This window comes from Methanohalophilus sp. RSK (assembly GCF_003722075.1).
Taxonomy (GTDB): domain Archaea; phylum Halobacteriota; class Methanosarcinia; order Methanosarcinales; family Methanosarcinaceae; genus Methanohalophilus.
In genome coordinates this window covers 1-24853 of sequence record NZ_RDSK01000003.1, presented here as the reverse complement: position 1 = coordinate 24853, position 24853 = coordinate 1, and the positions used below count along the sequence as shown (strand labels likewise).

Genomic DNA, 24853 nt, shown 5'->3' with positions numbered 1-24853 from the left:
AATGCTGGATGGTTTATCTGATATAAAATATAAGATAGGTTCCTCATCAGCCGAGGAAGTTGTTGCCTCCTATCTGGAAAGAATAGAAAAAAGTGATATTAATGCCTTCACCTGTATTGCAGAAGATGCTACTGATCAGGCTAAAAAAATTGATTCCCTTAATATGGAAGGGCCTCTTGCAGGTGTACCCATTGCAATTAAGGATAATATTTCCACGAAGGGATTATCCACAACCTGCAGTTCTGCCATCCTTGATGGTTATGTGCCACCCTATGATGCTCATGTGATCGAAAGATTGCGGGAGGCCGGTGCAGTGATAATCGGCAAATCCAACATGGATGAGTTTGGTATGGGAACTTCCACTGAAACAAGTACCTATGGTCCGACTCTTAATCCCTGGGATGCAGAAAGAGTGGCCGGTGGCTCCTCAGGGGGAAGTGCCGCTGCTGTAGTTGCAGGGCAGGTTCCTGTCTCGCTGGGTTCGGATACAGGTGGTTCGGTACGTTGTCCGGCGGCCTTTTGTGGGGCTGTGGGCCTGAAACCGACTTACGGGGCAGTTTCCAGATACGGCCTTGTGTCCTATGCCAATTCCCTGGAGCAAATCGGTCCCCTGGCAAATCGTGTGGAAGACGTCGCAACCCTGATGGACGTAATCAGCACATATGATAACCGGGATTCAACCTGTGTCAAGCATAATGCTGGTTATACTGATGCCCTGCAGGACGATATGGAAGGATTAAAGATAGGAGTTCCTGCCGAATATTTCGGAGAAGGTATCGATGATAATGTACAGAAACTGGTATGGGATGCTGTTGGCAAGTTCGAGGATATGGGAGCTGAGTACACGAAAGTTTCCATGCCAAACACACCCTATGCACTGGCAGCGTATTATACCATAGCCATGAGTGAAGCCTCCTCCAACCTTGCCCGTTTTGACGGTACTCGCTATGGCACCCGTTCAGAAGGGGAGAACTGGCATATGATGGCTTCAAAGACCCGGCAGGAAAAGTTTGGTGCAGAGGTAAAAAGACGTATCCTGCTTGGAACCTATGCTCTTTCTGCGGGCTATCATGACAGATATTATCTAAAAGCCCTCAAGGTTCGCACCCTTGTAAAACAGGATTTTGAAAGAGCCTTTGAGGACGTGGATGTATTGATGGCACCCACAATGCCGACTCCCGCTTTCAGGATAGGGGAAAAAATGGATGATCCCCTCTCCCTGTATCTTACGGATGTCAACACTGTCCCGATTAATCTTGCAGGGGTGCCTTCCATATCAGTGCCGTGTGGCTTTTCCGAAGGTCTGCCTGTAGGACTGCAGGTAATCGGGAACTACTTTGATGAAGCTACCATTCTCAAAGCAGCCAACGCTTTTGAGAAAAATACTGATCATCATACCAAACTGGCCGGGGCGGTGGTATAAATGGTATACGAAAATCCCGATGGTGTTATGATAGGCCTGGAGATACATGTCCAGCTCAACAAGCTTGCTACCAAGTTATTCTGTGGCTGTTCCACGGATTATCATACTTCAGAACCCAATACTCATGTATGTCCGGTATGTATGGGCCTTCCCGGTTGTCTGCCGGTGCTGAACAAAAGGGCTGTGGAATATGCTATCAGGATCGGACTGGCCCTAAACTGTGAGATTGTGGAACAAACCCAGTTCCACCGTAAGAATTACTATTACCCTGATCTTCCAAAAGGTTTCCAGACCACCCAGTATGATTACCCGATTGTCAGTGACGGCAAGGTGGTCATTGAAGGTGAGGACGGTGAACATGTCGTTCGGATCAGGCGTGCTCATATGGAGGAAGACCCGGGTAGATTGATGCATATGGGCTCAATTGAAAAGTCCAGGGGTACACTGATTGATTACAACCGCTCGGGCATGGCCCTGATTGAGATAGTTTCCGAGCCGGATATGCGCAGTCCACGGGAAGCCAGACGTTTCCTGGACAAGCTGCGTAACATCCTTGAGTATCTGGATGTCTTCGACAGTACCCTGGAGGGCTCGATGAGGGTGGATGCCAATATCTCTATTGGTGGCGGTGACCGAACAGAGGTTAAGAACATTTCTTCCCACAAAGGCGCCGAAAGGGCCCTGCTCTATGAGATCATGCGCCAGAAGAATATCAAACGCCGGGGAGAAAAGGTTGTTATGGAAACACGTCACTTTGACGAGGCCCGCGGGGTCACGATTTCCATGAGGACCAAGGAAGAAGAGCACGACTACCGTTATTTCCCCGAACCCGATCTGGTACCCATGAGGGTTGGAAGCTGGGTTGAGGGTATCCTTGAAACCCTTCCCGAATTGCCTGATGCCAGGCGCAGCAGGTTCATTTCGGATTATGGAATGGTTGATACCCATGCCAAGGCGCTAACATCTGATATCAGGGTGGCGGATTTCTATGAAGAGGTTGCCTCGCAGGTAGATCCTGCCTCAGCAGCGGTATGGGTTTCCGATGTCCTCAAGGGAGAGCTCAATTACCGTGATCTCACCATAGCTTCCTTTACAGTAGAAGATATGGTAAAGATCATTGAGCTGGTAGTCAGTGGTAAGATTACCGAAAAGGGAGCTGTGGAGATCATACGCAATATCCTTGATGAGGGCGGGTCCCCGATGGACATTGTAAAGGAGAAGGGCCTGCTGAAGGTAGAAGGTGATGTGGTCGACCAGGCTGTAGAGGAAGTTTTAAGAGAAAACCCGCAAGCTCTGGAGGATTATTTTGCAGGTAAGGAAAAATCCCTGAACTTCCTTGTGGGTCAGGTTATGAAGAAAACACGTGGCCGTGCGGATGCCCGTTCAGTACGTGAGATGATGCTGGAGGAAATCGATAAGAATTATCGATGATTGCCCCAAAACAATTATATGTTTTGAGGGCTATGTAGCCAGCCCGATACTATTAATTCAATTACAATCATTACAAAGGTGAGAATATGGCAAGATTCCCCGAAGCTGAGGAACGTATACTTAATAAGAAGATCTGCATGAATTGCAATGCCCGTAACGCTGTAAGGGCTGTTAAATGCAGAAAGTGTGGTTACAAAAATCTCCGTGTAAAATCCAAGGAAGTAAAGAGAGGCTGATCTGTCTGATGCAGGTGGAAGAGTACCTCAATGGCATTGTAAAGAGGGACGGTTGTGCCCATCTGACACTTATAGATCCCGCCTCCCAAAAACCCGAAAGAGCGGCAGAGATTGCAAAAGCTGCCGTTGAGGGGGGCACCGATGCTATAATGATTGGGGGTTCCACCGGAGCGATGGGTCAGGTTCTTGACCGGACCCTTCAGCTGATGAAAGAACAAATTGATGTGCCGACTATTCTTTTCCCTGGCGATTCCGCAGGCGTGAGTTCATACGCCGATGCTATTTTTTTCATGAGCCTGCTGAATTCCAGGGATATCAACTATATTGTTACCAATCAGGCGATGGGTGCGCCTCTTGTGCGCAAATTCGGCATTGAACCCATTCCAATGGCCTACCTGATAGTGGAACCAGGAGGCACGGTTGGATGGGTAGGGGATGCACGTTTGCTCCCCCGTACAAAACCGGAGCTTGCTGCAGCCTATGCTCTTGCAGGATCCTATTTTGGAATGCGCTACGTGTATCTTGAGGCAGGTTCGGGTGCTGATGAACCTGTTCCGGTTGAAATGGTGGGTGCTGTGAAACATGCTATCGATAAAGGACACTTGATAGTAGGTGGAGGTATCCGCGACCGTAATGCTGCAGTTGTCTGTGCAAAGGCAGGGGCGGATATGATCGTGACAGGTACTGCCGTAGAAGGTGCTGGCGATGTCCGTGCAAAGATTGCTGAATTCGTTTCTGCGATCAAAAGTTAAAAATGGATTTCCCTTAATGAGGTGGGGAAATGCTTAAAGTAAAAGGTATTTCAAAAATTTACGCTTCTCCCTGCGGGAAAAAACAGGTACTTGAGGACATCAGTTTTACCGTACAGAATGGCGAAATACTTGGCATTACAGGTAAAAGTGGTAGTGGCAAATCTACACTACTGGAAATTCTGCGTGGAATTGAAACCTTTGACAGTGGAACGATTGAGATCGACGGAAAGGCTATAAATCCGGATATGGGGCAAAGCGGTCAACGTTTTTTGATGAGCAATAGTGCTCTTCATCTTCAGCGCAACTTCAGCCTGTGGTCCGGTAAAGCAGTTGAAAATATAATCCGCAGGCTTTATTATGCAAGGGAAGGTTACGAAGCCCTTCCGGAAAGCGATCACCCCCTTTATGATGAAATGTATGAGGAGGCAATGGCCTATCTGGGTATTGTGGGCTTGAAGGAAAAAGCCCTGCATTTTTCCGGAGCATTGAGTGGAGGAGAAAAACAACGCCTCATTCTTGCCCGCCAGCTTGCATCCCGGCCATCCGTGCTACTTCTTGATGAGCCTGTCACAATGGCTGGTCCGGATTCCAAACAGCAAATACTGGATATAATTCTTCTTCTGAAAGAAAAACTCAACATTCCTATTCTCGTAGTATCCCATCTTCCGGAAATTTTGAGTTACCTTGCCGATGATATGCTCTACATTGATGAAGGAAAAATTGTGGCATCAGGGAGTTCTGGTGAAGTTCTGGATAAGTTCCTTCATGGAATGGCTGACAAAAAACCTCTGGGTGCTTTTTCAGAAGAGGTTTGTGTCAGGGCAGAGAATCTTGCCAAGCGTTATTCCCTCTGGAGAGTTGGGGAAGTTTTGGATCTGAAGGATATCTCTCTTTCTGTTAACAGGGGTGAGATACTGGGCTTTATTGGTCCTTCCGGAAGTGGTAAGACAACCCTGCTGCGGATGTTAGCCGGTCTGCTTGAACCCCAAAATGGCAGGGTCCTTTATTCCCTTGAGGATAACTGGATTGATATTTCCCGTTTCAGCCCGCAAAGAATGGAAATGCGTCGCAGAATGAGTATCATGCATCAGGAATTTACCCTGTCCCCTCATTCCACAATAGGACAGCATATTGCCTTTAAACTCAGGCTCAAAAGACAGGGTGCGATAGAACACGCCCGCCAAAAAGCAGAGGAGCTGGGTATTTCTGAAAAAATGCTGGATACGATTTATCAGTTGCCCGATATGGCAGAGGCAGAAAAAGAACAATCCCTTTCAAAAATGGGCCTGACACCACAGGTCTATCTTGAATTGTTCCCCGCCTGGCCGGATCTCAATGTGGCCAAATATGCAGAACCTGTATTTGATGCTCTGGATCTTTCTCCTGACATACTTGAAAAGAAACCTGCACAGATAAGTGGCGGGGAACATGTGAGGTCCTATATTGCAGTATCTCTTGCCACATCTCCGGATATACTCATGCTGGATGAACCTTTTGGAGATCTTGACCCGATTACTCTGAGAGATGTTACCAATTCTCTCAAGGAAATAAATCGCAGGTTTGGCACGACAATAGTTTTTGTCAGCCATCACATGGATTTTGTGAAAGAAGTAGCCCACAGGGCAGTTTTGGTATCCGGAGGTTCGGTTATTGAAGAGGGGGATGCCCGGGAAGTATGTGATAACTTCATAGAATCAACCGGTGTGACCTACATTGGAAAGGGCATTGACGGGCTCCTTTCAAAGTAATTTTGGAACAGTTAAGTTGAGTGATAATTCTTTCTTCTGCTTATTTTCATTTTGTTTATATATATTGAAACACAATATACTCTTGGAGGTTTAATAAAATGTACGATCCTGTATATTATATGAAAAAATTTGGGCTTTTTACCGTGGGTTTGTATGCCCTGACCGAAGAGAAGATTAATGAATATGTGAAAGAACTCGTCGAAAGCGGGGAAATTAACAGGGAAGAGGGAAAGAAATTCGTTAAGGATTTGATTGAAACCAAAAGAAAACAGCAGGAAGAGATGGAAGAGAAAATGTCTTCCCGGGTCAAGGAAGCTGTCAACAAATCCGATGTTGCAACCCAGGAACATGTAAAGAACCTGGAAGAAAAGATTGACCGTCTTGAAAAGATGCTTGCAAAATCTCTGGGCGAAGACGGACCTGCTGAAGAAAAAGACAAGCATGAAAAAGATGATGAGTGGTCCTGATACCATTCATCCCTAATATCCCTTTTTTGATACCATGGTACCGGGTATTTCTCACAGATATTCAATCGTCAAGCGATACGGGCGTATTATAGATGTACTCGTATCGAATGGATTTGGTTATTTTGTGGATAAAATGGGCCTCTGGTCAATGGGGTCTGTTCGCAGTCGTGTCAAGGACCGGTTTGGAAGGGAACAGGAAACTGATACCCGTCCGGAAAGGGCACGTAAGGTACTTGAAGAACTGGGCCCCACCTATGTCAAATTCGGCCAGTTACTCAGCATGCGGGAAGACCTGATACCCCTGAAATACGCCCAGGAATTTACAAAACTTCAGAACGATGTCCCTCCTTTTCCCTTTGAAGATGTAAAAGCAGTACTCAAAACTGAACTTGGCAGGGATATACCTGAACTATTTTCTGATTTTGATGAAAAACCGGTCGCAGCTGCATCCATTGGTCAGGTCCACAAAGCACGCCTTCATACCGGGGAAGCTGTGGTTGTAAAGATACAGAGGCCCGGCATTCGCCGCATTATTGAGGCGGACCTGGATATTATGTACAGTCTTGCCGGGTTTGCCCAGCAGCATATCGAGGAAATAAAACTCTACAACCCGGTGGCGGTTGTAGACGAACTGTCAAGGTCCATTCACTCAGAAATGGACTATACTCAGGAAGCAAGGAATATCGAACACTTCCTGTCCAACTTTGAAAACGATCCTGTTATTGTAATTCCCCGGGTATACAATGATTACAGCAGTGATCGCATCCTGACCCTGGAATATATTGAAGGGATAAAATGTAACAAATTTGAAAAGCTGGCAAATGAGAATCTGGATCGGGAAAAAATTGCCACAGATGTTTCTGAAGCTTTTATGAAACAGGTTTTTGAACATGGTTTTTTCCATGCCGATCTCCATTCGGGCAACATATTTGCCCTGGAAGACGGCAGAATAGCCCTGCTGGATTTCGGGATGGCGGGTCATCTTTCCGAAGATATGCGTGGACTTTTGATAGATGCCCTCATAGCCATAACAAACGGGGACAGTACCCAATATATAGAGGTTATGCGTGATCTGGGAGTAGCGGATGAAAAACTGGATGTGCGTTCCTTCAAAGCGGATTATGATCATTTCCTTTTCAAGTATTATGGGCGCACACTGAATCAGGTGGACGCCACAGATGTTTCCTCTGAAATGCTGTCTCTTTTGCGTAAACATCAGATACAGGTACCTCCCAACGTTGCCCTGCTTTTCAAAGGAGTAATGACTGTAAGTGGCTTTGCTATGCAAATGGTCCCGGATTTCAATGTAACTGAGATCGCCGAGCCCTATGCACATAAATTCATGAAAAAACGCTTTTCTCCGCGTAATATGGTCAAAAACAGTTCAAAGAATCTCTGGTATGTAAGCAGGCTTCTCAGTCGTGCCCCGTTGCAGTTTTCACACATTCTCGAGATTGCCGAAAAAGGTTACCTGAATCTTAAATTTGAACATGAAGGCACCGACCGTCTCCTTTCGGAAATAAGCGTTGCCTCCAACCGGCTTGCTTTCAGTCTTATCATTTCTGCCATTATAGTTGGTTCTTCCCTGATTATACAAACCGGTATGGAACCCCAGGCGTGGGGGGTTCCGTTGTTTGGTCTGCTTGGTTTCCTTGCTGCCGGGTTTTTCGGTATGGGTCTGATTATATATATTATTAGAACTGGAAATCTATAACATCACAATTTATATATCGCAAACATTCGAAATAGAATGTCCACAAAAACGGAGGAATCCTATGACTGACCCCCAGATCGAAAGAAAACTTATCGAAATCATGCGTATTATCAATGAAAGTGACAGGCCTGTAGGTGCCCGTATCATTGCCGACGAATTACGCAACAGGGGTTATAATCTTGGTGAAAGGGCTGTACGCTATCACCTCAGAATACTGGACGAGCGTGGCTTTACTGAAAAACACGGCTATACAGGTCGCTCCATCACATCAAGAGGTAAGGAAGAACTGGAAGAAGCCCTTATAGGTGACCGGCTCGATTTTGTAATCACAAGGATTGAGGACCTGATCTATCGCACAGATTATGATCCGGTAAAAAAGCAAGGGAATGTGATTGTAAATGTATCCTATGTGGACAAGGATGATTTTGAAAAAACTGCCGGCTTGATGAGAAGTGCAGTTGATTACTCAATAAGTCCCAGGGTGGGAATATTTGAAGAAGATTCGGAGGATATATTTGTTCCACGAGGGAAAGTGGGGATTGCGACAGTTTGCAGTATTACTTTTGATGGAATCCTCCTGCGGCATGGCATTCCGGTCAAGCCTAACTTTGGGGGAATTCTTTCCATGGAAAACAATGAACCGGTGGTTTTCAAAGACCTTATCTCGTACAGGGGTACATCTATAGATCCGATTAAGATTTTTTTGATGCGCCACTCCACATCAGTAACAGGATTGCTTCAGTCGGGTTCTGGCACCATCCTGGCTAATATGCGTAGTATTCCACAATCTGCTGCTGGAGATGCCCATCTTCTTTTCCAGCAATTGCATGAATCTGATATAGGCGGATTGCTTGCTATGGATCACGAATCGGGTAATGTGCTGGGAGCACCTGTAGATATCGGCATGTCGGGGATTGTTGTTTCTGTAGGTGTAAATGCCCTGGCGGTTGTTGAAGAATACGGTATTGATGTAAATACCCGACCCGTTTCAACGATTATGGATTATGGAACAATGAAATCCCTGTGAGATAATCTGTTTTCATTTTTTATTTATATCATAGGGTTTCAGGAATTGTCCTTCTACCTCATCCCGGTGGAATGTATTGTAACTACAGAAAGGTATTATCCTTCCATCTGGCGTGGCATAATGGATGCCACAGCGGCAAACTCTTTCCAGGTCAAAGTTATAGAGGTCCTGGAAATGCATTGCTCCAACAAAAAGCGTTTTTCGGTGGAATTGGCTGGTTACTTCACGTCCCCCTTCCTTTATTATGTTAATCAGCATTTTTGTAACATTGATTGATTTGGGAGCCTTTTCCTGATCGACCAGTTTTGGGATTTCCCGGACTACCCTGGCAAAGTTGATAAGGTTCCTGGCTTTTGTACCGTTGAGGTCCTGTGTGGCATCCTCAAGCAATTCGATGAATCCCTCAACATCAAGGAAATCTGTAATCGGTATGATTCTGCCTTCCTCTACAAAAAGGTATGTTGCGGCTCCACAGTGCGGATGGACTGTGAATTCGGGAAGGTGTTTTCCCTGTATTCCTTCTATAAAACGTGAGATGGGCACAACAAAGGGTATTGGGTACCAGGCTGATTCGGGCACCTTCCCGGAGGTCTGATCTGCAAGTCCCTTAATCAGGTCAGGAATGGTAAATCTCTGTTTTTCCCTGCTTTGCCTGTCGATTCTACCGGTGAATGCCACAGGCTGGAAGTTGATTCCTTTCACCACATCCAGTTTATCGGTGGCAAACTGAAGGATATCGGCAAGTTGATCATCGTTTTCCCCTTTAACGAGAGTGGGCACTAGAACGATACTGTGGAGACCTGCTTCACGGCAATTATCGATTGCTTTTTCTTTTACAGGAAGGGCATTGAAATTACGTATCTTTTGGTAAGTTTCTTCTTTGACCCCATCAAAGGAGAGATATATTGTATGCAATCCCGCATTTTTCAGTTTGCGGGCATATTCAATATCTTTTGCGATTCTGACGCCGTTTGTAGCAATCTGAATCTGGACAAACCCCAGTTCCTTTGCCTTCTGGATCATGGCGGGCAGATCATCTCTGACAGTTGGTTCTCCGCCTGAGAATTGTATTGCCGGGCAGGGAGTTGGTTTTTCTTCTCTCAGGGTTTTTAGCATATCTTCTATCTGCTGGAAACCAGGTTCATAAATGAAGCCCCGGGTCTTTGCATTGGCAAAACAGATGGGACAATTTAGGTTACAGCGGTTTGTAACATCGATGTTTCCAAGAAGGGTTGTTGTTTTATGGGACGGGCACAGTCCGCAACTCAAGGGACAACCCTCATCATCTGAAGTCAGCGAGTTTGAAACACCGTTTCCTTCATGGCGATATTTCTGGAATTTTCGGTACAGGTTGGCATCCGACCAGTAGACTTCTTCGAACTTGCCATGTTCTGGACATTCCTTTTCCATCAATACTCTGCCATTATTTTCAAATATACTGGCTTCAATAATTTTCTTACATTCAGGACAAACAGATTTAGTGCTATGCATATGCGTACCCTTCCCCGCTGAAAACGTTCCAGATCAATATAAATTATGTGTCTAAAAGGGGAGTTTGCATTACCCCATCAGCAAACCTCCCTTAAATATCACTTATTCTTCAAGTATTATTCTTGCTATGTCATCCCCCACATCGGAGGTTTTAGAGTTGCCTCCCATATCATAGGTTTTGACATTGTTTTCCATTATGTTCTGTTCAATGGCAGAAACAATACTTGCACCAGCTTCGGTTTCTCCGAGCTGGTCTATCAGCATGGAACCGGCCCATATTGTGGCGATAGGGTTGACCTTGTTCTGCCCCTTGTACTTGGGTGCAGAACCGTGGATTGGTTCGAACATACTGGTTCCTTCGGGATTGATGTTTCCGCCGGGTGCAAGTCCCAGTCCTCCCTGTATCATTGCGCCCAGATCGGTGATTATGTCCCCGAACATGTTGGGGGTTACAACTACATCAAACCAGTCGGGATTTTTGACAAACCACATGGTAATAGCATCAACATAGTTGAAATCTGTATCAACATCTGGATGTGTGGCAGCTACCTCTTCAAATTCTTCTCTCCAGAATCCATAGATATCGGAGAGCACATTTGCCTTATCCACAGAAGCCACATGCCTGTCGCTTTTTTCTGCAAGATCAAAGGCATACTCGATAACCCTTCTGGTACCCTCTTTGGAGATCATTCCTATCTGATAGGCGATCTCCTCGCTGTCGGTTTCGATGTCAAGGTCAAATTTTGCGGAGTACAGGGAACGTGAGACCTCAAGCAGTTCCTTGCTGGTACCCTTCTTGGACCTTCCACCGATTCCGATATAGAAATCTTCAGTGTTTTCCCTTACTACTGTAAAGTCAATATCTTTCGGAGTTTTATCCTTTATAGGAGTCCATACTCCCTCGAGAAGTTTTATTGGACGTAGATTAATATACTGGTCAAAATAAAAACGTGCAGCAAGCAGGATACCTTTCTCGAGCACACCCGGAGCAATCCTGGGATCTCCTATAGAACCCAGATATATGGCTGAATAGTCGGACAGTTCTTTGAGTGTGTCCTCGCTTATCAGTTCCCCGGTTTCAAGGTAATGGTCAGCACCGTGTGGATAATCTATCCAGTCCACATCGAATCCGAATTTTTCTCCTGCGGCATCTATAACTTTCATTCCTTCTGCCACGATTTCCGGGCCGATGCCATCTCCGGGAATTACAGGCACTTTATATTGGGTCATTGTTAATTATCTCCGGTATTATCAGATTAATCGATTATCTTTCGTGTGTATTCTATCAGTCCACCGGCATTTACAATCTCTCTTACAAAATCAGGGAGAGGAGTTGCCTGATACTTTTCTCCTTTGGACAGGTTCTCGATAATCCCGGTGGAAATATCCACTTTAAGTTTGTCGTTCTCATCTATATTGTCGGTATCAGCACATTCCAGTAATGGTACACCGATGTTGATTGCGTTTCTGAAAAAAATTCTTGCAAAGGATTTTGCAATAACGCATCCAACCTTTGTCCCTTTTAATGCTAGGGGTGCATGTTCTCTGGATGATCCGCAGCCAAAATTGCTTCCAGCAACGATTATGTCATTTTCCTTTACATTTTCTGCAAAATCTGGTCTCACTCCTTCGAATGCATGCGCTGCAAGTTCTTCAGGGGTGTTTAGGACCAGAAATCTTCCCGGGATAACCGCGTCAGTATCCACGTCATCTCCGAATTTCCAAACTTTTCCTTCCATTCTATCACCGGCAAATCAAATCACTGGATGAGATGGCATCTTGTATCCAGAATTGTGCTAATAATACAAAATAATCATATAATAATCTCATCCCTGGATGGTATATTTTTCCCACATTTCATCTGAAATAGCAATTTGTAGCATCATGTATGGCTATATAGGGTTTCCAATAGCAAAATATATCCATTTACCTGCCAGATTCCAGATAATGGCAATTCACAAGAATGACTCATTGTGTGGCAATAAGGCGCTTCCTTTACGCAAAATTGTGCATATGTCGGGAGGGGCGGTTCCTTTTATTGCGGATATTTATGGCAGGGAATATGCCGCACTGGCGCTTGGGTTTGCAACACTTATTTTTTTCATAATGGAAGTTATCAAACCGGCTGAAAAGAAAAGGTATGTATATGGTCTTTTATGGAGGAACGGTGAGAAGGAAGTGTTCGCACTGGACCCTCTTTTTTACATTCTATCTTTTTTTGTCCTTCTGGGTTTGAGTTATTTTGTAAATGCAGGTATATGTTATGCTTCCATGGTAGTCCTGACTCTGGGTGATGGAGTAGCACCGCTGATCGGTTATCTGGGAAGATTGCGCCTACCCGGCTCATGTAAGACGGTGGAGGGTACCACTGGAGGGATAATCCTGTCTTCTATAGTAGGATTTTATTTTGTTGGAGTGCTGGCTGTTGTTGGTAGTGTGGCCGGTATGGTCACGGAATGTTCAATTTCTCGCCATGATAACCTTTTTATACCATTTGCTGCACTTGGGGCAATGCTTTTAGGAAAAGCACTTTTTTGAAACCAATTAGAGAATATTTTCAGACTATTTTTTAACAAAGCTGGATTCTGCATCTTTTAGTGCAGCATTGTTAATCATTATTAGTTGTAATTAAATAGGAAATAATTTATAGCACAACAAAGCAACTCATTTCCGTAGGGAATGGTTTTATCTAACTCATTTAGATTCTATTTCTGAGTCTATGCTGCTTTAAATTGATATTATACAGGTTGTTACAATGCACAAAGATGAACTGATCCAGTTGCATACTTTGATGGCCCAAATCAAAAGGTATCTGGAAGATCAGGGTGTAGAACATGATTTTGAGGATTATAACTCCCTCTCCATAAGTCCGGTTCACATCCATCGAAGCAAAGCAGAACACAAGCATGCAATCTTTATCCTCGGTAATCACCTGGCATCCATCATTTCAGAAGACGAGATATCCAGTGTAAGCAGGACCTCTGTCAGGATGCAGGAATTTGCCGAGAGATCGGGACATAGGGTTTCACATAGTAATTGAACGGAACTTAAGGTATGGCAGGCCAATTGCCTGTCAGTAAATCGTCATGCAAACCTGCGGGATATAGATATTTCTTCATAATTATTCCGCATTCCCCATCTATGTAATAGCCCGGTTCATACCAGCAGTCGACAAATCCCATGCGACTATAAAGACTCCTGGCTTTTTTATTGCTGGCACGTACCTCCAGGCGCACATATTTTACATTACGGTTGCGAAAATGTCTTTGTATTACCTGCAATAATGCCTGACCGATTCCCCTTTTCTGGAATTCTCTTTTAACGGCAAGGGAAAATATCCTCCCTTCCTGTTCACTACTGCGATATCCCATTACAAAACCAGTAATGGTTTTCCCGCTTTCAGCAACAAGAAAACCTTCCGGGTTCATTTCATAGAAATTCATGTAGGTGTAGGGGTCATGGTCTTCGAATGCCTCCATTTCAATCTGCAGCACTTCGGCAAAATCCCTTCCTTCGAATCTTCTAAACTGCAATGTTGCCCCTCCCGGGCATTTTACAATTTCTTGACGTGCCTTACATCCACGGCAATACCCCGGTTTGAGCGTATCATCTCCGGGCCGCTCATTGCAGCACGTCCAACACAAAATGCTTTATCTCCGCATATGAATACTTCATCATTAGGGCGAATCCTCTCATCTGCATCAATGACTCCCGGCGCCAGTATTGAACCCCGCGGCACGAAACCATCGATATTTACAACATAATTTCCTGTTCCAACGATTCTTTTAGCTCCTTCGATGGTCAGGGCTATCGTACCATTTTCGGGAATCAGGGTTATGATTTGCTCCTTATCGAGAAATGCCTGGTAGCGGGGGAAAGGGGCCTTAATTTTTGAATCAGGGGGTAAAAGGGCTTCACCGCAACCCGCACCAAACTGGTAATCTGCAATGGCTTTCAGCATGTCCCGTCTGTAATCTCCCCTGTACCTGAGCCCGTCACACAAATTTTTCATCGTATCTTCCAGTTTGTGCAGGGAGGTTGGGGAAGTCACATTTCCGTCGGATGTGTAAGTTATGTCCAATCCTAGTTTTTTGGATACGTTCTCACATATACTGCGATATTCATCTTCCACATGTGCTACAATATGTTTGTAAGGATGTTTGAGCAGGAAGTCTGCCAGGCATTCTTCCACCCACCTGTGTTCCTCTGCATCCCAGTAGCCCGTTACTGTGGTATCATAATGTGCTGCGGGATATGTGACTTCCAGTTCCCGGGGTACTATTCCCAGTGGTGAGGTAATTATGACTTCCTGTACAAGTTTGAGGTTTTTTCCAAGTGCCTTGCGGAATCTGGAATGGGTCATAGAAATCGAGTAAGGTTTGCGGGCTGAACAGGGTAAAAGTAGCAGGACATCCTTTTCAGGTGGTGTGTATCGCTGCTGTACTCGTCGGGCAAAGCGTACAACTTCGGGCCTTGTCAGGGATTCAGAGGTTGTTGCAAGCAGGGGTGCGGGTTTGAATAGGGCTGTTCTTTCTTCGAGGAAATTGTATTCTGCATCACTCAGGCGCAGCATTGCCACAAGGCTGGGGGCATGACGGCATCTTCCTTCCACGTATTCCCTGAGAGAGGCACTGCGTATCCGTTGTCTGACAAGGGCCACTTCTGCCTCAAGAATAGCGATATTATGCTTTTCAAGTAGTCGGGCACGTTGCTTTTTATCCATATCCTTTACTTCTTTTGCACACATGCCGCTGCAATGGGCACAGCAGCAGGGCAATTCTGCAAGTCTGTCCAGGTGGATGAAACCGGCAGATGTCAGGTATTTATCTTCAAAGGCAGCAATCGTTGCCCTTGTCGTATCCAGGATATCCACACCCAGGTAAATCAACATGGCAAGATTTTCCGGCAGGGCGATATTAGGTGCATACAGCGCCGAATCCGGTGCAATGTTTTTCCTAATCTCCATGAGCTCGGCCAGCAGCCTGCGAGGGTTGCCTTCATGACAGGCGATGCCATCTGCCACATAGAGGTCCCGGGTAGTTTCCGCATCTCTTTCAGAATAGGCTACCCCCGTGGGTCCTTCGTCCGCTGGCACGTCAATCTTTTCACAGGTAACATCTCCTGCTACCATGGGCGGATATGTGCAGGAAGGCATGATTAAAAGTTTATCTTTTCCCACACGTTCCCTTAAATTCAGGGTGGCTTGTGTTGCTGCTTTTCCACTTCCGAAATACCACTGGTTGCCAGGGTATATTATATCTCCTTCTGCTTTTGGCTTGAGGGAAGAAGTGTCAATTACCGCTGGTGTGTGGATCGTTTTGTTAAGATAGAGGCTTCCCGTTCTTGCAGCCCCGTCTCGCTGATGGACTTCGAAGTATCTGGTCATGGCATAGAATAGAACTATATAGATGTAAACGTTTTCTACTCAATCACATAATATTGATCAATATATTACAGGTTGAACGTATATGCTTCTTAACAGGCTGAAGGAGATAGTCGGCGATAAAAACGTAAGTAATTCGGCCTCGGACATTTGTTGCTATTCTTCGGATGCATCCCAGGTAAAGGGTCGTCCTGAATATGTGGTACGCCCCCATAATTCAGAACAGGTGAGCAAGATAGTAAAACTTGCTTCTGAAAACGAGATTCCTGTGGTGGCCCGGGGTGCTGCCAGTGGGCTTGCAGGTGGTGCAGTACCGGTCCGTGGTGGAATTGTGCTGGATGTGAGCGGTATGGATGAGATTATCGATATAGACATTGATAATCTGCAGGTAACAATCGGTCCCGGGGTTGTACATTCCAGGCTCAATGAAACTCTGAAGCCCCACGGCTTTTTCTTCCCTCCTGACCCTGGTAGCACTGCTATGTGTACCCTGGCTGGCCTTATAGCAAACAATGGTAGTGGAATGCGTTCCGTAAAATATGGGACTACGAAACGTTATGTGCTGGACCTTGAAGTAGTCCTTGCGGACGGCAGCATCATCAGGACCGGTTCAAGAACACTAAAAATGGCTTCAGGTTATGATCTGACAGCCCTGATGGTAGGTTCTGAAGGAACCCTGGGCATAATTACTGAGGCAGTTTTGAAGATTCATCCCCTCCCTCGCGCCAGGCTGGTAATTCTCCTCTCTTTTGATAGTGCGGAAAAAGCCGGAGGCGCAGTTGTGCGTATCCTTTCCTCGGGAACAATTCCCTCAGCCTGTGAAATACTGGATAGTACTACTATAAGTGCCCTGAAATCCTATGATCCGAGTCTTGATATCCCTGATGCAGGTGCTATTCTCATGGTTGAGGTGGATGGTTCAGAAGGTGCGGTCTCTGAGGCTTCAGAAATGGTGAAAAAGGTATGTGAAGAGATTGCGGATGACATACGTGCTGCACGCGATGAAGAGGAAAGTGACCGCATCTGGGCTGCCCGGCGAATAGTGGGGGCGGCAATCAGCCGTCTGGATCCCCTGCGCAATCGGGTGTATGTAGGGGAGGATGTCGGTGTGCCGATAAAAAAGATACCTGAAATGATCGAGAATGTACACAGGATATCCGATGAAGTAGGAATTCCGATCATGATATATGGCCATATAGGAGATGGCAATCTGCATACCGGTATGAGTATCGATATGCTCAGTGAGGAGGAATGGGACAAGCTCCACAGGGCTGCTGACCTTATCTACCGCAAGGCAATAGAATTAGGAGGAACGGTCTCCGCAGAACACGGCATTGGTGGTGCACGCTCGGACTACATGGAACTAGAGCATCCTACATCCCTGCCGGTAATGGCCCTTATCAAGAAAGCCCTTGATCCCAAAGGAATCCTTAATCCCGGAAAACTGGGGGTGGATAAATGAATAGTGAAGATCGCAGGTCGATCCTGAAATGTGTACACTGTGGAACCTGCAGGGCTTATTGTCCCGTATTCAATGAATATGGTTGGGAATCCACCAATGCCAGAGGAAGGATGCTCATCGCCCAGCAAATCGATGATGATTCGGATATTGATGACAGTTTCCGGTTTTCCCTGGATACCTGTACAACCTGCGGAATATGTGAACAAATGTGTCCTTCCGGGGCAACACCTCCGGATATAGTTGAAAATGCACGTGCAGCTGTTGTGCGCAAGGCCGGGGCCAGTAAGGCTCAGGAAAAACTCAAAAAGGACGCTGTTGAATGGGGCAATCCCCTGCGTGAATCCCGGCAACGTCTGCATTGGCTTGAATCTGATGAGAAGGAAAAATTGCCTGATAAATGTGAGTATGTTTATTTTGCAGGTTGTATGACTGCATACAGATATCCGGAAGTTGCACGCAAAACCTTTGATATCCTCAAGAAGTTCGGGGTGGGTGTTTTGAAGGATGAGGTATGCTGTGGTTCCCCTCTGCTTCGCACAGGTTCTGATGCCTCCGAATTGATCGAGCATAACCTGGAACAGATTAAAAAAAGCGGGGCAAAAACCATTATCACAGGATGTGCTGGATGCTACACTACCCTGAAAAAGGATTATCCCGGAGAACTGGATGTACTTCATGTTTCCGAATTTTTAGAGCAAAAACTCGATGAACTTGATATCAAGAGACTTGATATTTCCGTATCCTATCACGACCCGTGCCATATAGGCAGGGCACATGGTATCTATGAAGCACCGCGCAATGTTATCAGGCGTATCTGCAATCTTGAGGAGATGGACACTCACCACGAAAATGCACGTTGCTGTGGTGGTGGAGGTGGCGTGAGGAGAAGTTTCTCAGATCTATCCCAGTCCCTTGCCTCCAAAAGACTGGACGAGATTCCAGAAAAGGCTGAACTACTCGTAACTTCCTGTCCTCTGTGCCGTTCCAATCTTGAGATGGCTGCAGAAGACCGCGAGCTCATAGATCTTATTGAGCTGCTTGAAAAGGCTATCTGTTAATTTTGAAGTGGCGGGAGTTTCACGAAAATTTGTGTGAGGCTTTCGCTTTCTGTTATTTTCAGTTCCCCTTTGTGTGTGTCGATAATTTCCCGGCACATACGTAAGCCTCCCCTGTCCATGTCTTCAAGAGGTGGGATGTTGTCTTCGCTTGTGTCTGGTAATTCAGGTACATATTCGAAACAGATATCGATATTATCTTCCTTTTTCAGTGTTGTGATGGATATCATGGAATCTGCCGGGCAAAACCTGATAGCGTTATCCAGCAGGTGGAGGAATACTCTTCTGAGGTAATTAGAGCTGCCAGAAATTTCACAAACGCTGTCATCAAAGCAGGTATCTATAGTAATTCCCTTTTCCCTAATTTGAATGGAAATGTCCTGTAGTATTTCTTTTAAAAATTTGTTTATATCCAGAGGGCTAAAGGAATAGCGTATGTTATCTCTGGCTGTATCATCTGCATAAAATAATGACTCAATGAGTCTGTGTAGAAATATCGAATTGCGAGAGATGGACTCCATGGCTTTTTTTTGTTCCGCGCCAAGTTCTCCGAGCCTCTCTTTGCTGAGCAGGTCGCTGAAACCTTTGAGCGATATCATGGGAGTGCGAAGTTCATGACTGATATTGGCAATGAATTCTTTTTTGACCTGGTCTATAGTTTTTAATTCTTCGTAGGCCTTTTTGAGTTGCTCTTCAGTCTCTTTCTGGGCTGTGACATCTTCGCCGGCAACCACTATTTCTCCTACTTCACCCACATCATCCCTTAAAACAGTCTGGCGCCAGCGAATTAACCTTTTTTCCCCTTTGCGGTTTATAATATGATTTTCCAGGTATTCGGGTATGCCTTTTTCTTCATTGAGTAGTCTTTTGAATTGCTTCTTGACCTTTATTTTTTCCTCTGCAGGAACAAAACTGTCAATCCAGTTTTTTTCCTTTAGTACGGAGGTCTCATATCCCAGCACCTTTGCAGTTTTTTGGTTCGCAATTTTGATATTCATATGCCTGTCCAGGATTATCATTATGGAACCCGCCGTGTCTATATACTTGAGTGCCAGGTCCCTTTCCTGAAGGATCTGCTGCTGCAACCCTTTTACTTTTAGCAGGGTCTCAATACGGCTCTTGAGTATGAATTCATCGACCGGTTTCAGGACAAAATCATCCGCCCCATTATTGAAGGCCCTGATTTTTTCCTCCCTGTCGTTTATGGCTGTTACGATGATCAGGGGGATGGTACGTGTATCCTGACGCTGCTTGAGGATCCTGCATACTTCTTGGCCACTGATATCATTCAGGTCGATATCCAGCAAAATCACATCAGGAGTTGTTTTTTCCATTATCTCCAGGCTGTCAATTCCTGAATTTGCCTTTGTTATGGTATACTCTGCCTGAAGCATATTCTCGATAATATCGATGTCTTCAGGCTTGTCATCTACCATCAGTATTTCGAATTGCTTCTTTTGAAGCATGAGCAATCTCCTGTAGAGTCTATATATACGATGTATATATACATATAATTATATAAAATTTCTTTAAAAATGTTCATTTCTTTTTGGATTCCCACATGCCGCTTTTACCGGAAATCAGACATTTCCAGCTGTTACCCACAAGATCCATTCGGTCTGCCGTTTTTAAAGCTTCAAGAATATATTTGCGATTTCGTTTGTCCCTGTAATGGAGGATTGTGCGCTGGATCTTCTTGTCCCTGCGTGAAGTGGCAACTTCTATATTTTCCCCGGTGAAGGGGTCGATTCCGGTATGATACATGCAGGTGGATGCTGTCATGGGGGTTGGTGTGAAATCCTGGACCTGCTCACTATACAGTTTATTATCACGTATGTATTCGGCAGTTTCGATCATCTCTTTAAGCCCGCAACCCGGGTGGCCGGACATGAGATATGTCTGAAGGTATTGCTCTTTGCCCAGTTTCTTGTTGATTGCTGAATACATTTCCACAAACTTTTCAAAAACATCCCTGCCGGGTTTTCTCATGCTGTCGGTGACTTTTTTTGAATAATGCTCCGGTGCCACAGCAAGTCTGCCACTGACATGCTTTTTACATATCATTTCCAGATACTCAGGTTGGGTCAGGGCAAGGTCGTAGCGCACACCGTAAGTTATGAACACCTTTTTCACCCCGGGAATTTGTTCCAGACGGTTTAGTAGTTCCATGTTTTTGCTGTGGTCAGTATTCATTGACGGGCAGACCTCGGGGTAGAGGCACAGCTTGTCGGTACACACCCCTTTGTCTTTCCAACGGGAACATTCCATTGAATACATATTTGCGGTGGGCCCTCCCACTCCATTGATATTTCCCTTGAAATCTTTCATTTTGGTGAGGCTTTTTGCCTCTCTTAAGAGTGATTCAATACTCCTGGAATTAACCATGCGGCCCTGATGGTGGGCGATGGCGCAGAAGGAACAGGCACCAAAGCAACCCCTGTGGGTAGTGAGGGAGAAGCGCACCGGTTCAATAGCAGGGATGTCCTCTTTGTAAGCGGGGTGTTTTTGTCTTGTGTAAGGTAACTCATAAACCTCATCCAGCTTTTGGGTCTCAAGAGGTTTTGCCGGAGGATTCTGGACAATGATAGTTTTGGGGTGGGGCTGGACCAGTATTTTCCCATTTCCCGGATTTTGCTGCTGCCAGAGGGTTTTGTAATTCCTGGCAAAGGCTTCCTTTTCTTCTGAAACCGTAGTGTAGGATTCCAGTTCGATATAATCCATGCCTTGAAGTTCTTCTTTCCAGGTTTTCACCGGGGTTTTCCAGACGGTACCGGGAATGTCCTTTATTTGTTTGATATCTTCTCCTGCCTGTAATCTGCGTGCGATTTCTTCTGTCTGGGTTTCGCCCATCCCATATATAAGAAGGTCTGCCGGGGCATCTGCAAGAATTGATTTCCTTACCTTTCCTGACTGGAAATCATATTGTGCCAGTCTGCGCAGGGAGGCTTCTACGCCTGCAATCACAATAGGGGCATCCGGGTATGCCTGGTGTATGCGATTGGAATATACAATGGTCGCCCTATCCGGTCGCATACCAGGGGTACCTCCCGGAGAATACATATCACGCTTACGTGGCTTGAGGGATGGCGTATAGTTGGATACCATTGAGTCCATGTTGCCGGCGGTTGCAGCAAAGAAAAGTTCCGGTTTTCCAAGTTTCTTTAACTCTTCCGGTTTATCGTGGGCAGGCTGGGCTATTATTCCTACTCTGAATCCCCTGGCCTCAAGGAGGCGGCCTATCAGGGCAGCCCCGAAGGAAGGGTGGTCAACGTATGCATCGCCTGTTACTATGATTATGTCAAGGGTGTCCCATCCCCGCTGATACATTTCTTTTTTTGACATCGGGAGGGGGTTTGATGTTTTTTTATCGTGTTTCATTGTTCTGGATCACCATATGGTTCGGGATGCACGCATTGAAAGCTGGATCTGGCGGTTGGCATCACTTTTTACCACCGGGCCATGGCCGGGATAGAGGGTTTCTACATCGATTTCTGCCAGTTTTTCGATTGATTCGGTGAGTTGTCTGGCTGAGCCTCCTTCAAAATCCGTGCGTCCAAATCCGCCGGATGCAAAGACTGTGTCTCCCGAGAACAGGCTTTTGGAAAAAGGTTCGTAGAGACATATGCCTCCCGGAGTGTGGCCGGGTGTGTGGATTATCTGAAGGGCTTCGATTTCGTCTAATTTGATCATGTCTCCGTCTTCATAGAGGATATCCGGCTCGATAGCAGGCGCTTTTTGCCCAAAGAATGTTGATACACTTCCCATATCATCCGTGAGCATAGGCTCATCTGCCCTGTGGACGCCGACCTTTGCCCCACTGAGTTCCACAAGCAGGGGCACAGCTGCTGTATGATCATAGTGGCAGTGGGTCAGGATTATCAGTTCCAGTTTATTGAGATCTATATGAGTTTCAATTTCCCGGGCAAGTCTTTCTCCGTTCAGCCCGGTATCGATGAGGATACTGTCGTTTATAAGGTAGGAGTTTGCATCATTGGTGGTGGCATTGCATTGTATGACTTTCATATGTATCCCTTAGATTTTGAATGCGGTATAGGTGTTTTTCCGTGTGATTTCTGCCACGTCGGCAGGTTCCATATTCCTTTTTTCTGCTATTGTATTTATGGAATCAATCAGGTATGCGGGTTCATTGCGGCCCTTGCGAGGTGAAAGATAGGGGCTGTCTGTTTCTATCAGCATGAGTTCTTCAGGTACAGTGGCAGCGATCTCTTTGTGATGGCTGGAGAAGCAGACCAGGGTAGGTATGGATATGTAGTGGCCGGCATCAGTTATTTTTTTCATTGTTTCAAGGGAGCCACCGTAGCAATGGAAGATTACCCTGTCCAGATGGCCTGCCATTGCAAGCGCTTCTTCCTCGGCATCCCTACCATGGATAACCAGCGGTTTTGTATGTTTTTCCGCGATTGAGATGACCTGTTCGAATATATCTCTCTGTCTCTTGCGCAGTTTCTCATCCGTACAGTGATAGTAGTCCACCCCCGCTTCCCCTATTCCTATGGCCTGTCCGGCCTGTTCATCCAGCTGGGAGAGAACTTCCTGCGGCCTGTCTTTATCGGGATTTGTGGCGAGCATGGGGCTTAACCCTATTGTTGGGTGGATGCAGTCATGGGTTTTAGCCAGTTCAAGGGTTGAAATGTTGGTTTTCAGATCAATACCCGAGTTGATCATTTCACAGGCCCCTGCTTCTTTTGCACGATGGATAACCTCTTCACGATCGCGGTTGAACTTGGAAAAATCAAGATGGCAGTGTGAATCAATAAAATAAGGTAACATGTTCCTCACTTCTGGAGGAGCATGTTAATAGCGGTTACGAGTGCTTCAACGGATGCATATACAATATCTGCACTTGCGGAACGTGCGGACACTATCCGTCCGTTTTCATCCTGTACGCCGACTATCACTTCTGCAACGGCATCCGAACCACCGGTTACCGCTTCAATGCGGAAGTCGTGGATGCTTATGGTGGCGTGTTCCCCGATTATACCGGTTACTGCCTTGAGTGCGGCATCAACGGGCCCGGTTCCGATATTTGAAAGTATCTTTTCTTCATCGTTAACCTGTGCTTTCACAACGGCTGTAGGTGTTGTGACGTTACCCGTCATTACAGACAGCTCTTTGAGGTCAATTGCAGGCTTACCCGTTGGTTTGTGCATGACTGCACAGGCAATCGCGTACAGGTCAGCATCTGTCAGTCGCTTGCCCTTGTCTGCTATTGTTTTTACCTTCTCAATGATGTGATTGAGTTGTTCATCATTGGGGTTAAGGTTGGCAGCTTCAAGGGATCTGCGTACCGCATGTTTGCCGGCATGTTTGCCCAGTACGATACGGCGTGTGTGGCCCACCATCTCCGGGGTCATTATGCCCGGTTCGAAGGTGTCAGAATTCTCGAGGACGCCGTGGGTATGGATTCCTGATTCATGCGCAAACGCATTCTCACCAACAACCGGACGATGGGCTGTAATAGGAACGGTTGTATAACGTTCGACCATTCGTGCGGTTTCAACGATATATTCTGTATTGATATTGAGGCTGGCGCCGTATATGGATCTGAGGCTCATGACCGTTTCTGCCAGATCTGCGTTGCCTGCTCTCTCACCAAGACCGTTCACCGTCACCTGTGCCTGGTTAGCCCCCGCTTCGATTCCCATCAGGCTGTTTGATACAGCAAGCCCAAAGTCGTTGTGGCAGTGTGTATCTATGGGTATACTGATTTCCTGGCGTAGGTCACTTATCAGGTTATACATGCCCGACGGGGACATTACGCCCACGGTGTCCGGCACGTTGATAATATCACATCCAGCTTCCTCTGCTGCCCCGTAGATTGCTACCAGGTAATCGAGGTCGGTTCGTGTGGCATCCATAGCAGAAAACATACATCTCAGTCCGTGGTCTTTTATGTATCCCACGGCCTGGGTGGCCATTTGTTGTACTTCTTCACGACTTTTGCGTATGGTATGTTCCCTCTGGATATCCGATGTGGAGACGAAGGTGTGCACCATATCCACTCCTGCGTCTATACAGGCGTCGATATCTTTTGTAAGCACCCGGGCAAGACCGCAGACCTCGGAAGTAAGGCCTGCGTTGGCTATTGATTGTACCGATTCTTTGTCTCCTTCGGATGCTATTGGAAAACCTGCTTCAATCGTATCTACCCCAAGCTTGTCAAGCTGCGTTGCAATATTGAACTTCTGTTTTGGGGTCAGGGATACACCAGGGGTTTGTTCCCCGTCGCGAAGGGTAGTATCAAAAATGGTTATTTCTTTATTTCTAATCGATTCAGCGCTGTAAAAAGCGATCCCTCAGTTGGTTCTTCGCATACATAATAAATCCCGCAAATTACTTTGCTTTTCTACTATTTATATTTGCGTGTTATTTATGTTTGGATTCCGCAAATCCATGTGAAATGCCTTATCACGAAATCTATATATATTATGATGGTATCTTAGGGCTGCTTTCTATAACCTGTTTCATGCGCGAACCTCGCCGGTTTGTCGTGTGATTTGTTCCGGCCTGGCCGGATCAAAAGGTATATATATCAAAAGCGATATTCATGAGTTCCCGCACAATACGTGTGTGGAAACATAATCACCTTCATATCAATGGAGACAGGAGATAACAATTCTGTCTGACTCACGCAATGGCAGTT

At 45.9% G+C, this 24853-nt stretch carries 22 protein-coding genes; 12 read left to right on the top strand and 10 right to left on the bottom strand.

Going from position 1 to position 24853, the window contains the following annotated elements; translation table 11 throughout:
• Position 1: 1 nt before the first annotated feature.
• The 8 genes from gatA (at position 2) to EFE42_RS02115 (ending at position 8798) form a co-directional block, all read left to right on the top strand.
• Positions 2-1423, top strand: a complete 1422-nt coding sequence (gene gatA / locus EFE42_RS02150) for an Asp-tRNA(Asn)/Glu-tRNA(Gln) amidotransferase subunit GatA (RefSeq protein WP_123135710.1) — start codon at positions 2-4, stop codon at positions 1421-1423.
• Complete coding sequence (gene gatB / locus EFE42_RS02145) at positions 1424-2854, top strand: Asp-tRNA(Asn)/Glu-tRNA(Gln) amidotransferase subunit GatB (RefSeq protein WP_123135709.1); 1431 nt, start codon at positions 1424-1426, stop codon at positions 2852-2854.
• A gap of 86 nt (positions 2855-2940) precedes the next feature.
• Positions 2941-3090: a 50S ribosomal protein L40e gene (locus tag EFE42_RS02140; protein WP_013038400.1), complete on the top strand. Its 150-nt coding sequence runs from the start codon at positions 2941-2943 to the stop codon at positions 3088-3090.
• 8 nt (positions 3091-3098) lie between these two features.
• Positions 3099-3842 carry a geranylgeranylglyceryl/heptaprenylglyceryl phosphate synthase gene (locus tag EFE42_RS02135; protein WP_123135708.1) on the top strand — a complete coding sequence of 248 codons (744 nt, stop codon included), beginning with the start codon at positions 3099-3101 and terminating at the stop codon, positions 3840-3842.
• A 29-nt stretch (positions 3843-3871) separates the two neighbouring features.
• Positions 3872-5590: an ABC transporter ATP-binding protein gene (locus tag EFE42_RS02130; RefSeq protein WP_123135707.1), complete on the top strand. Its 1719-nt coding sequence runs from the start codon at positions 3872-3874 to the stop codon at positions 5588-5590.
• A 98-nt stretch (positions 5591-5688) separates the two neighbouring features.
• On the top strand, positions 5689-6057 hold the full coding sequence (locus tag EFE42_RS02125) for a phasin family protein (protein ID WP_123135706.1): 369 nt from the start codon (positions 5689-5691) through the stop codon (positions 6055-6057).
• 34 nt (positions 6058-6091) lie between these two features.
• The gene (locus EFE42_RS02120) at positions 6092-7771 is read left to right on the top strand and encodes an AarF/ABC1/UbiB kinase family protein (protein ID WP_123135705.1); all 1680 of its coding nucleotides are present in this window, start codon (positions 6092-6094) and stop codon (positions 7769-7771) included.
• 61 nt (positions 7772-7832) lie between these two features.
• Positions 7833-8798, top strand: a complete 966-nt coding sequence (locus EFE42_RS02115; protein WP_123135704.1) for a DUF128 domain-containing protein — start codon at positions 7833-7835, stop codon at positions 8796-8798.
• 12 nt (positions 8799-8810) lie between these two features.
• On the opposite strand, the gene tes is transcribed toward EFE42_RS02115, so the two are convergent.
• From tes to EFE42_RS02100, 3 genes are all read right to left on the bottom strand, one after another.
• A complete protein-coding gene (gene tes / locus EFE42_RS02110; protein ID WP_123135703.1) occupies positions 8811-10289 on the bottom strand; it encodes a tetraether lipid synthase Tes in 1479 nt (492 codons plus the stop codon).
• Positions 10290-10391: 102 nt separating this feature from the next.
• On the bottom strand, positions 10392-11519 hold the full coding sequence (locus EFE42_RS02105) for an isocitrate/isopropylmalate dehydrogenase family protein (RefSeq protein ID WP_123135702.1): 1128 nt from the start codon (positions 11517-11519) through the stop codon (positions 10392-10394).
• Between the two features lie 26 nt (positions 11520-11545).
• Positions 11546-12028 carry a 3-isopropylmalate dehydratase small subunit gene (locus tag EFE42_RS02100; protein ID WP_123135701.1) on the bottom strand — a complete coding sequence of 161 codons (483 nt, stop codon included), beginning with the start codon at positions 12026-12028 and terminating at the stop codon, positions 11546-11548.
• 208 nt (positions 12029-12236) lie between these two features.
• On the opposite strand from EFE42_RS02100, the gene EFE42_RS02095 reads away from it, so the two are divergent.
• The gene (locus tag EFE42_RS02095) at positions 12237-12827 is read left to right on the top strand and encodes a hypothetical protein (RefSeq protein ID WP_148039242.1); all 591 of its coding nucleotides are present in this window, start codon (positions 12237-12239) and stop codon (positions 12825-12827) included.
• A gap of 217 nt (positions 12828-13044) precedes the next feature.
• A complete protein-coding gene (locus EFE42_RS02090) occupies positions 13045-13329 on the top strand; it encodes a UPF0058 family protein (protein ID WP_123135699.1) in 285 nt (94 codons plus the stop codon).
• Between the two features lie 7 nt (positions 13330-13336).
• On the opposite strand, the gene rimI is transcribed toward EFE42_RS02090, so the two are convergent.
• Both rimI and arcS read right to left on the bottom strand, forming a co-directional pair.
• Positions 13337-13822 (bottom strand): ribosomal protein S18-alanine N-acetyltransferase, encoded by a 486-nt coding sequence (rimI, locus tag EFE42_RS02085; protein WP_123135698.1) that lies wholly within the window; start codon positions 13820-13822, stop codon positions 13337-13339.
• 20 nt (positions 13823-13842) lie between these two features.
• Positions 13843-15675, bottom strand: coding sequence for an archaeosine synthase subunit alpha (gene arcS, locus EFE42_RS02080; RefSeq protein ID WP_123135697.1), 1833 nt, complete (start codon positions 15673-15675; stop codon positions 13843-13845).
• A gap of 82 nt (positions 15676-15757) precedes the next feature.
• On the opposite strand from arcS, the gene EFE42_RS02075 reads away from it, so the two are divergent.
• Together EFE42_RS02075 and EFE42_RS02070 are read left to right on the top strand one after the other, a co-directional pair.
• Positions 15758-17134 (top strand): FAD-binding oxidoreductase, encoded by a 1377-nt coding sequence (locus tag EFE42_RS02075; RefSeq protein WP_123135696.1) that lies wholly within the window; start codon positions 15758-15760, stop codon positions 17132-17134.
• Positions 17131-18192 carry a (Fe-S)-binding protein gene (locus tag EFE42_RS02070; RefSeq protein ID WP_123135695.1) on the top strand — a complete coding sequence of 354 codons (1062 nt, stop codon included), beginning with the start codon at positions 17131-17133 and terminating at the stop codon, positions 18190-18192. The genes EFE42_RS02075 and EFE42_RS02070 overlap by 4 nt, the downstream gene beginning before the upstream one ends.
• Here the strand turns inward: EFE42_RS02070 and EFE42_RS02065 are convergent.
• The 5 genes from EFE42_RS02065 to EFE42_RS02045 all read right to left on the bottom strand — a co-directional run bounded on the left by EFE42_RS02065 (position 18189) and on the right by EFE42_RS02045 (position 24479).
• Positions 18189-19655 carry a response regulator gene (locus EFE42_RS02065; protein ID WP_123135694.1) on the bottom strand — a complete coding sequence of 489 codons (1467 nt, stop codon included), beginning with the start codon at positions 19653-19655 and terminating at the stop codon, positions 18189-18191. The genes EFE42_RS02070 and EFE42_RS02065 overlap by 4 nt on opposite strands.
• 73 nt (positions 19656-19728) lie before the next feature.
• Entirely contained in the window at positions 19729-21567 is a 1839-nt protein-coding gene (locus EFE42_RS02060; RefSeq protein WP_123135693.1) for a YgiQ family radical SAM protein, read from the bottom strand.
• A 9-nt stretch (positions 21568-21576) separates the two neighbouring features.
• Complete coding sequence (locus EFE42_RS02055; RefSeq protein ID WP_123135692.1) at positions 21577-22212, bottom strand: MBL fold metallo-hydrolase; 636 nt, start codon at positions 22210-22212, stop codon at positions 21577-21579.
• Between the two features lie 9 nt (positions 22213-22221).
• Positions 22222-22980 carry a TatD family hydrolase gene (locus EFE42_RS02050; RefSeq protein ID WP_123135691.1) on the bottom strand — a complete coding sequence of 253 codons (759 nt, stop codon included), beginning with the start codon at positions 22978-22980 and terminating at the stop codon, positions 22222-22224.
• Positions 22981-22985: 5 nt separating this feature from the next.
• On the bottom strand, positions 22986-24479 hold the full coding sequence (locus EFE42_RS02045) for a 2-isopropylmalate synthase (RefSeq protein ID WP_123135690.1): 1494 nt from the start codon (positions 24477-24479) through the stop codon (positions 22986-22988).
• Between the last annotated feature and the right edge of the window lie 374 nt (positions 24480-24853).

What these genes read in the sequence shown, in the direction of transcription:
- EFE42_RS02125 (WP_123135706.1), top strand. Translation starts at nt 5,689, where the DNA reads ATGTACGATCCTGTATATTATATGAAAAAATTTGGGCTTTTTACCGTG.
- EFE42_RS02135 (WP_123135708.1), top strand. Translation starts at nt 3,099, where the DNA reads ATGCAGGTGGAAGAGTACCTCAATGGCATTGTAAAGAGGGACGGTTGT.
- EFE42_RS02100 (WP_123135701.1), bottom strand. Translation starts at nt 12,028, where the DNA reads ATGGAAGGAAAAGTTTGGAAATTCGGAGATGACGTGGATACTGACGCG.
- EFE42_RS02105 (WP_123135702.1), bottom strand. Translation starts at nt 11,519, where the DNA reads ATGACCCAATATAAAGTGCCTGTAATTCCCGGAGATGGCATCGGCCCG.
- EFE42_RS02115 (WP_123135704.1), top strand. Translation starts at nt 7,833, where the DNA reads ATGACTGACCCCCAGATCGAAAGAAAACTTATCGAAATCATGCGTATT.
- EFE42_RS02120 (WP_123135705.1), top strand. Translation starts at nt 6,092, where the DNA reads ATGGTACCGGGTATTTCTCACAGATATTCAATCGTCAAGCGATACGGG.
- gatA (WP_123135710.1), top strand. Translation starts at nt 2, where the DNA reads ATGCTGGATGGTTTATCTGATATAAAATATAAGATAGGTTCCTCATCA.
- tes (WP_123135703.1), bottom strand. Translation starts at nt 10,289, where the DNA reads ATGCATAGCACTAAATCTGTTTGTCCTGAATGTAAGAAAATTATTGAA.
- EFE42_RS02065 (WP_123135694.1), bottom strand. Translation starts at nt 19,655, where the DNA reads ATGCTTCAAAAGAAGCAATTCGAAATACTGATGGTAGATGACAAGCCT.
- EFE42_RS02070 (WP_123135695.1), top strand. Translation starts at nt 17,131, where the DNA reads ATGAATAGTGAAGATCGCAGGTCGATCCTGAAATGTGTACACTGTGGA.
- arcS (WP_123135697.1), bottom strand. Translation starts at nt 15,675, where the DNA reads ATGACCAGATACTTCGAAGTCCATCAGCGAGACGGGGCTGCAAGAACG.
- EFE42_RS02140 (WP_013038400.1), top strand. Translation starts at nt 2,941, where the DNA reads ATGGCAAGATTCCCCGAAGCTGAGGAACGTATACTTAATAAGAAGATC.
- EFE42_RS02095 (WP_148039242.1), top strand. Translation starts at nt 12,237, where the DNA reads ATGGCAATTCACAAGAATGACTCATTGTGTGGCAATAAGGCGCTTCCT.
- EFE42_RS02060 (WP_123135693.1), bottom strand. Translation starts at nt 21,567, where the DNA reads ATGAAACACGATAAAAAAACATCAAACCCCCTCCCGATGTCAAAAAAA.
- gatB (WP_123135709.1), top strand. Translation starts at nt 1,424, where the DNA reads ATGGTATACGAAAATCCCGATGGTGTTATGATAGGCCTGGAGATACAT.
- EFE42_RS02090 (WP_123135699.1), top strand. Translation starts at nt 13,045, where the DNA reads ATGCACAAAGATGAACTGATCCAGTTGCATACTTTGATGGCCCAAATC.
- EFE42_RS02050 (WP_123135691.1), bottom strand. Translation starts at nt 22,980, where the DNA reads ATGTTACCTTATTTTATTGATTCACACTGCCATCTTGATTTTTCCAAG.
- EFE42_RS02055 (WP_123135692.1), bottom strand. Translation starts at nt 22,212, where the DNA reads ATGAAAGTCATACAATGCAATGCCACCACCAATGATGCAAACTCCTAC.
- EFE42_RS02075 (WP_123135696.1), top strand. Translation starts at nt 15,758, where the DNA reads ATGCTTCTTAACAGGCTGAAGGAGATAGTCGGCGATAAAAACGTAAGT.
- EFE42_RS02130 (WP_123135707.1), top strand. Translation starts at nt 3,872, where the DNA reads ATGCTTAAAGTAAAAGGTATTTCAAAAATTTACGCTTCTCCCTGCGGG.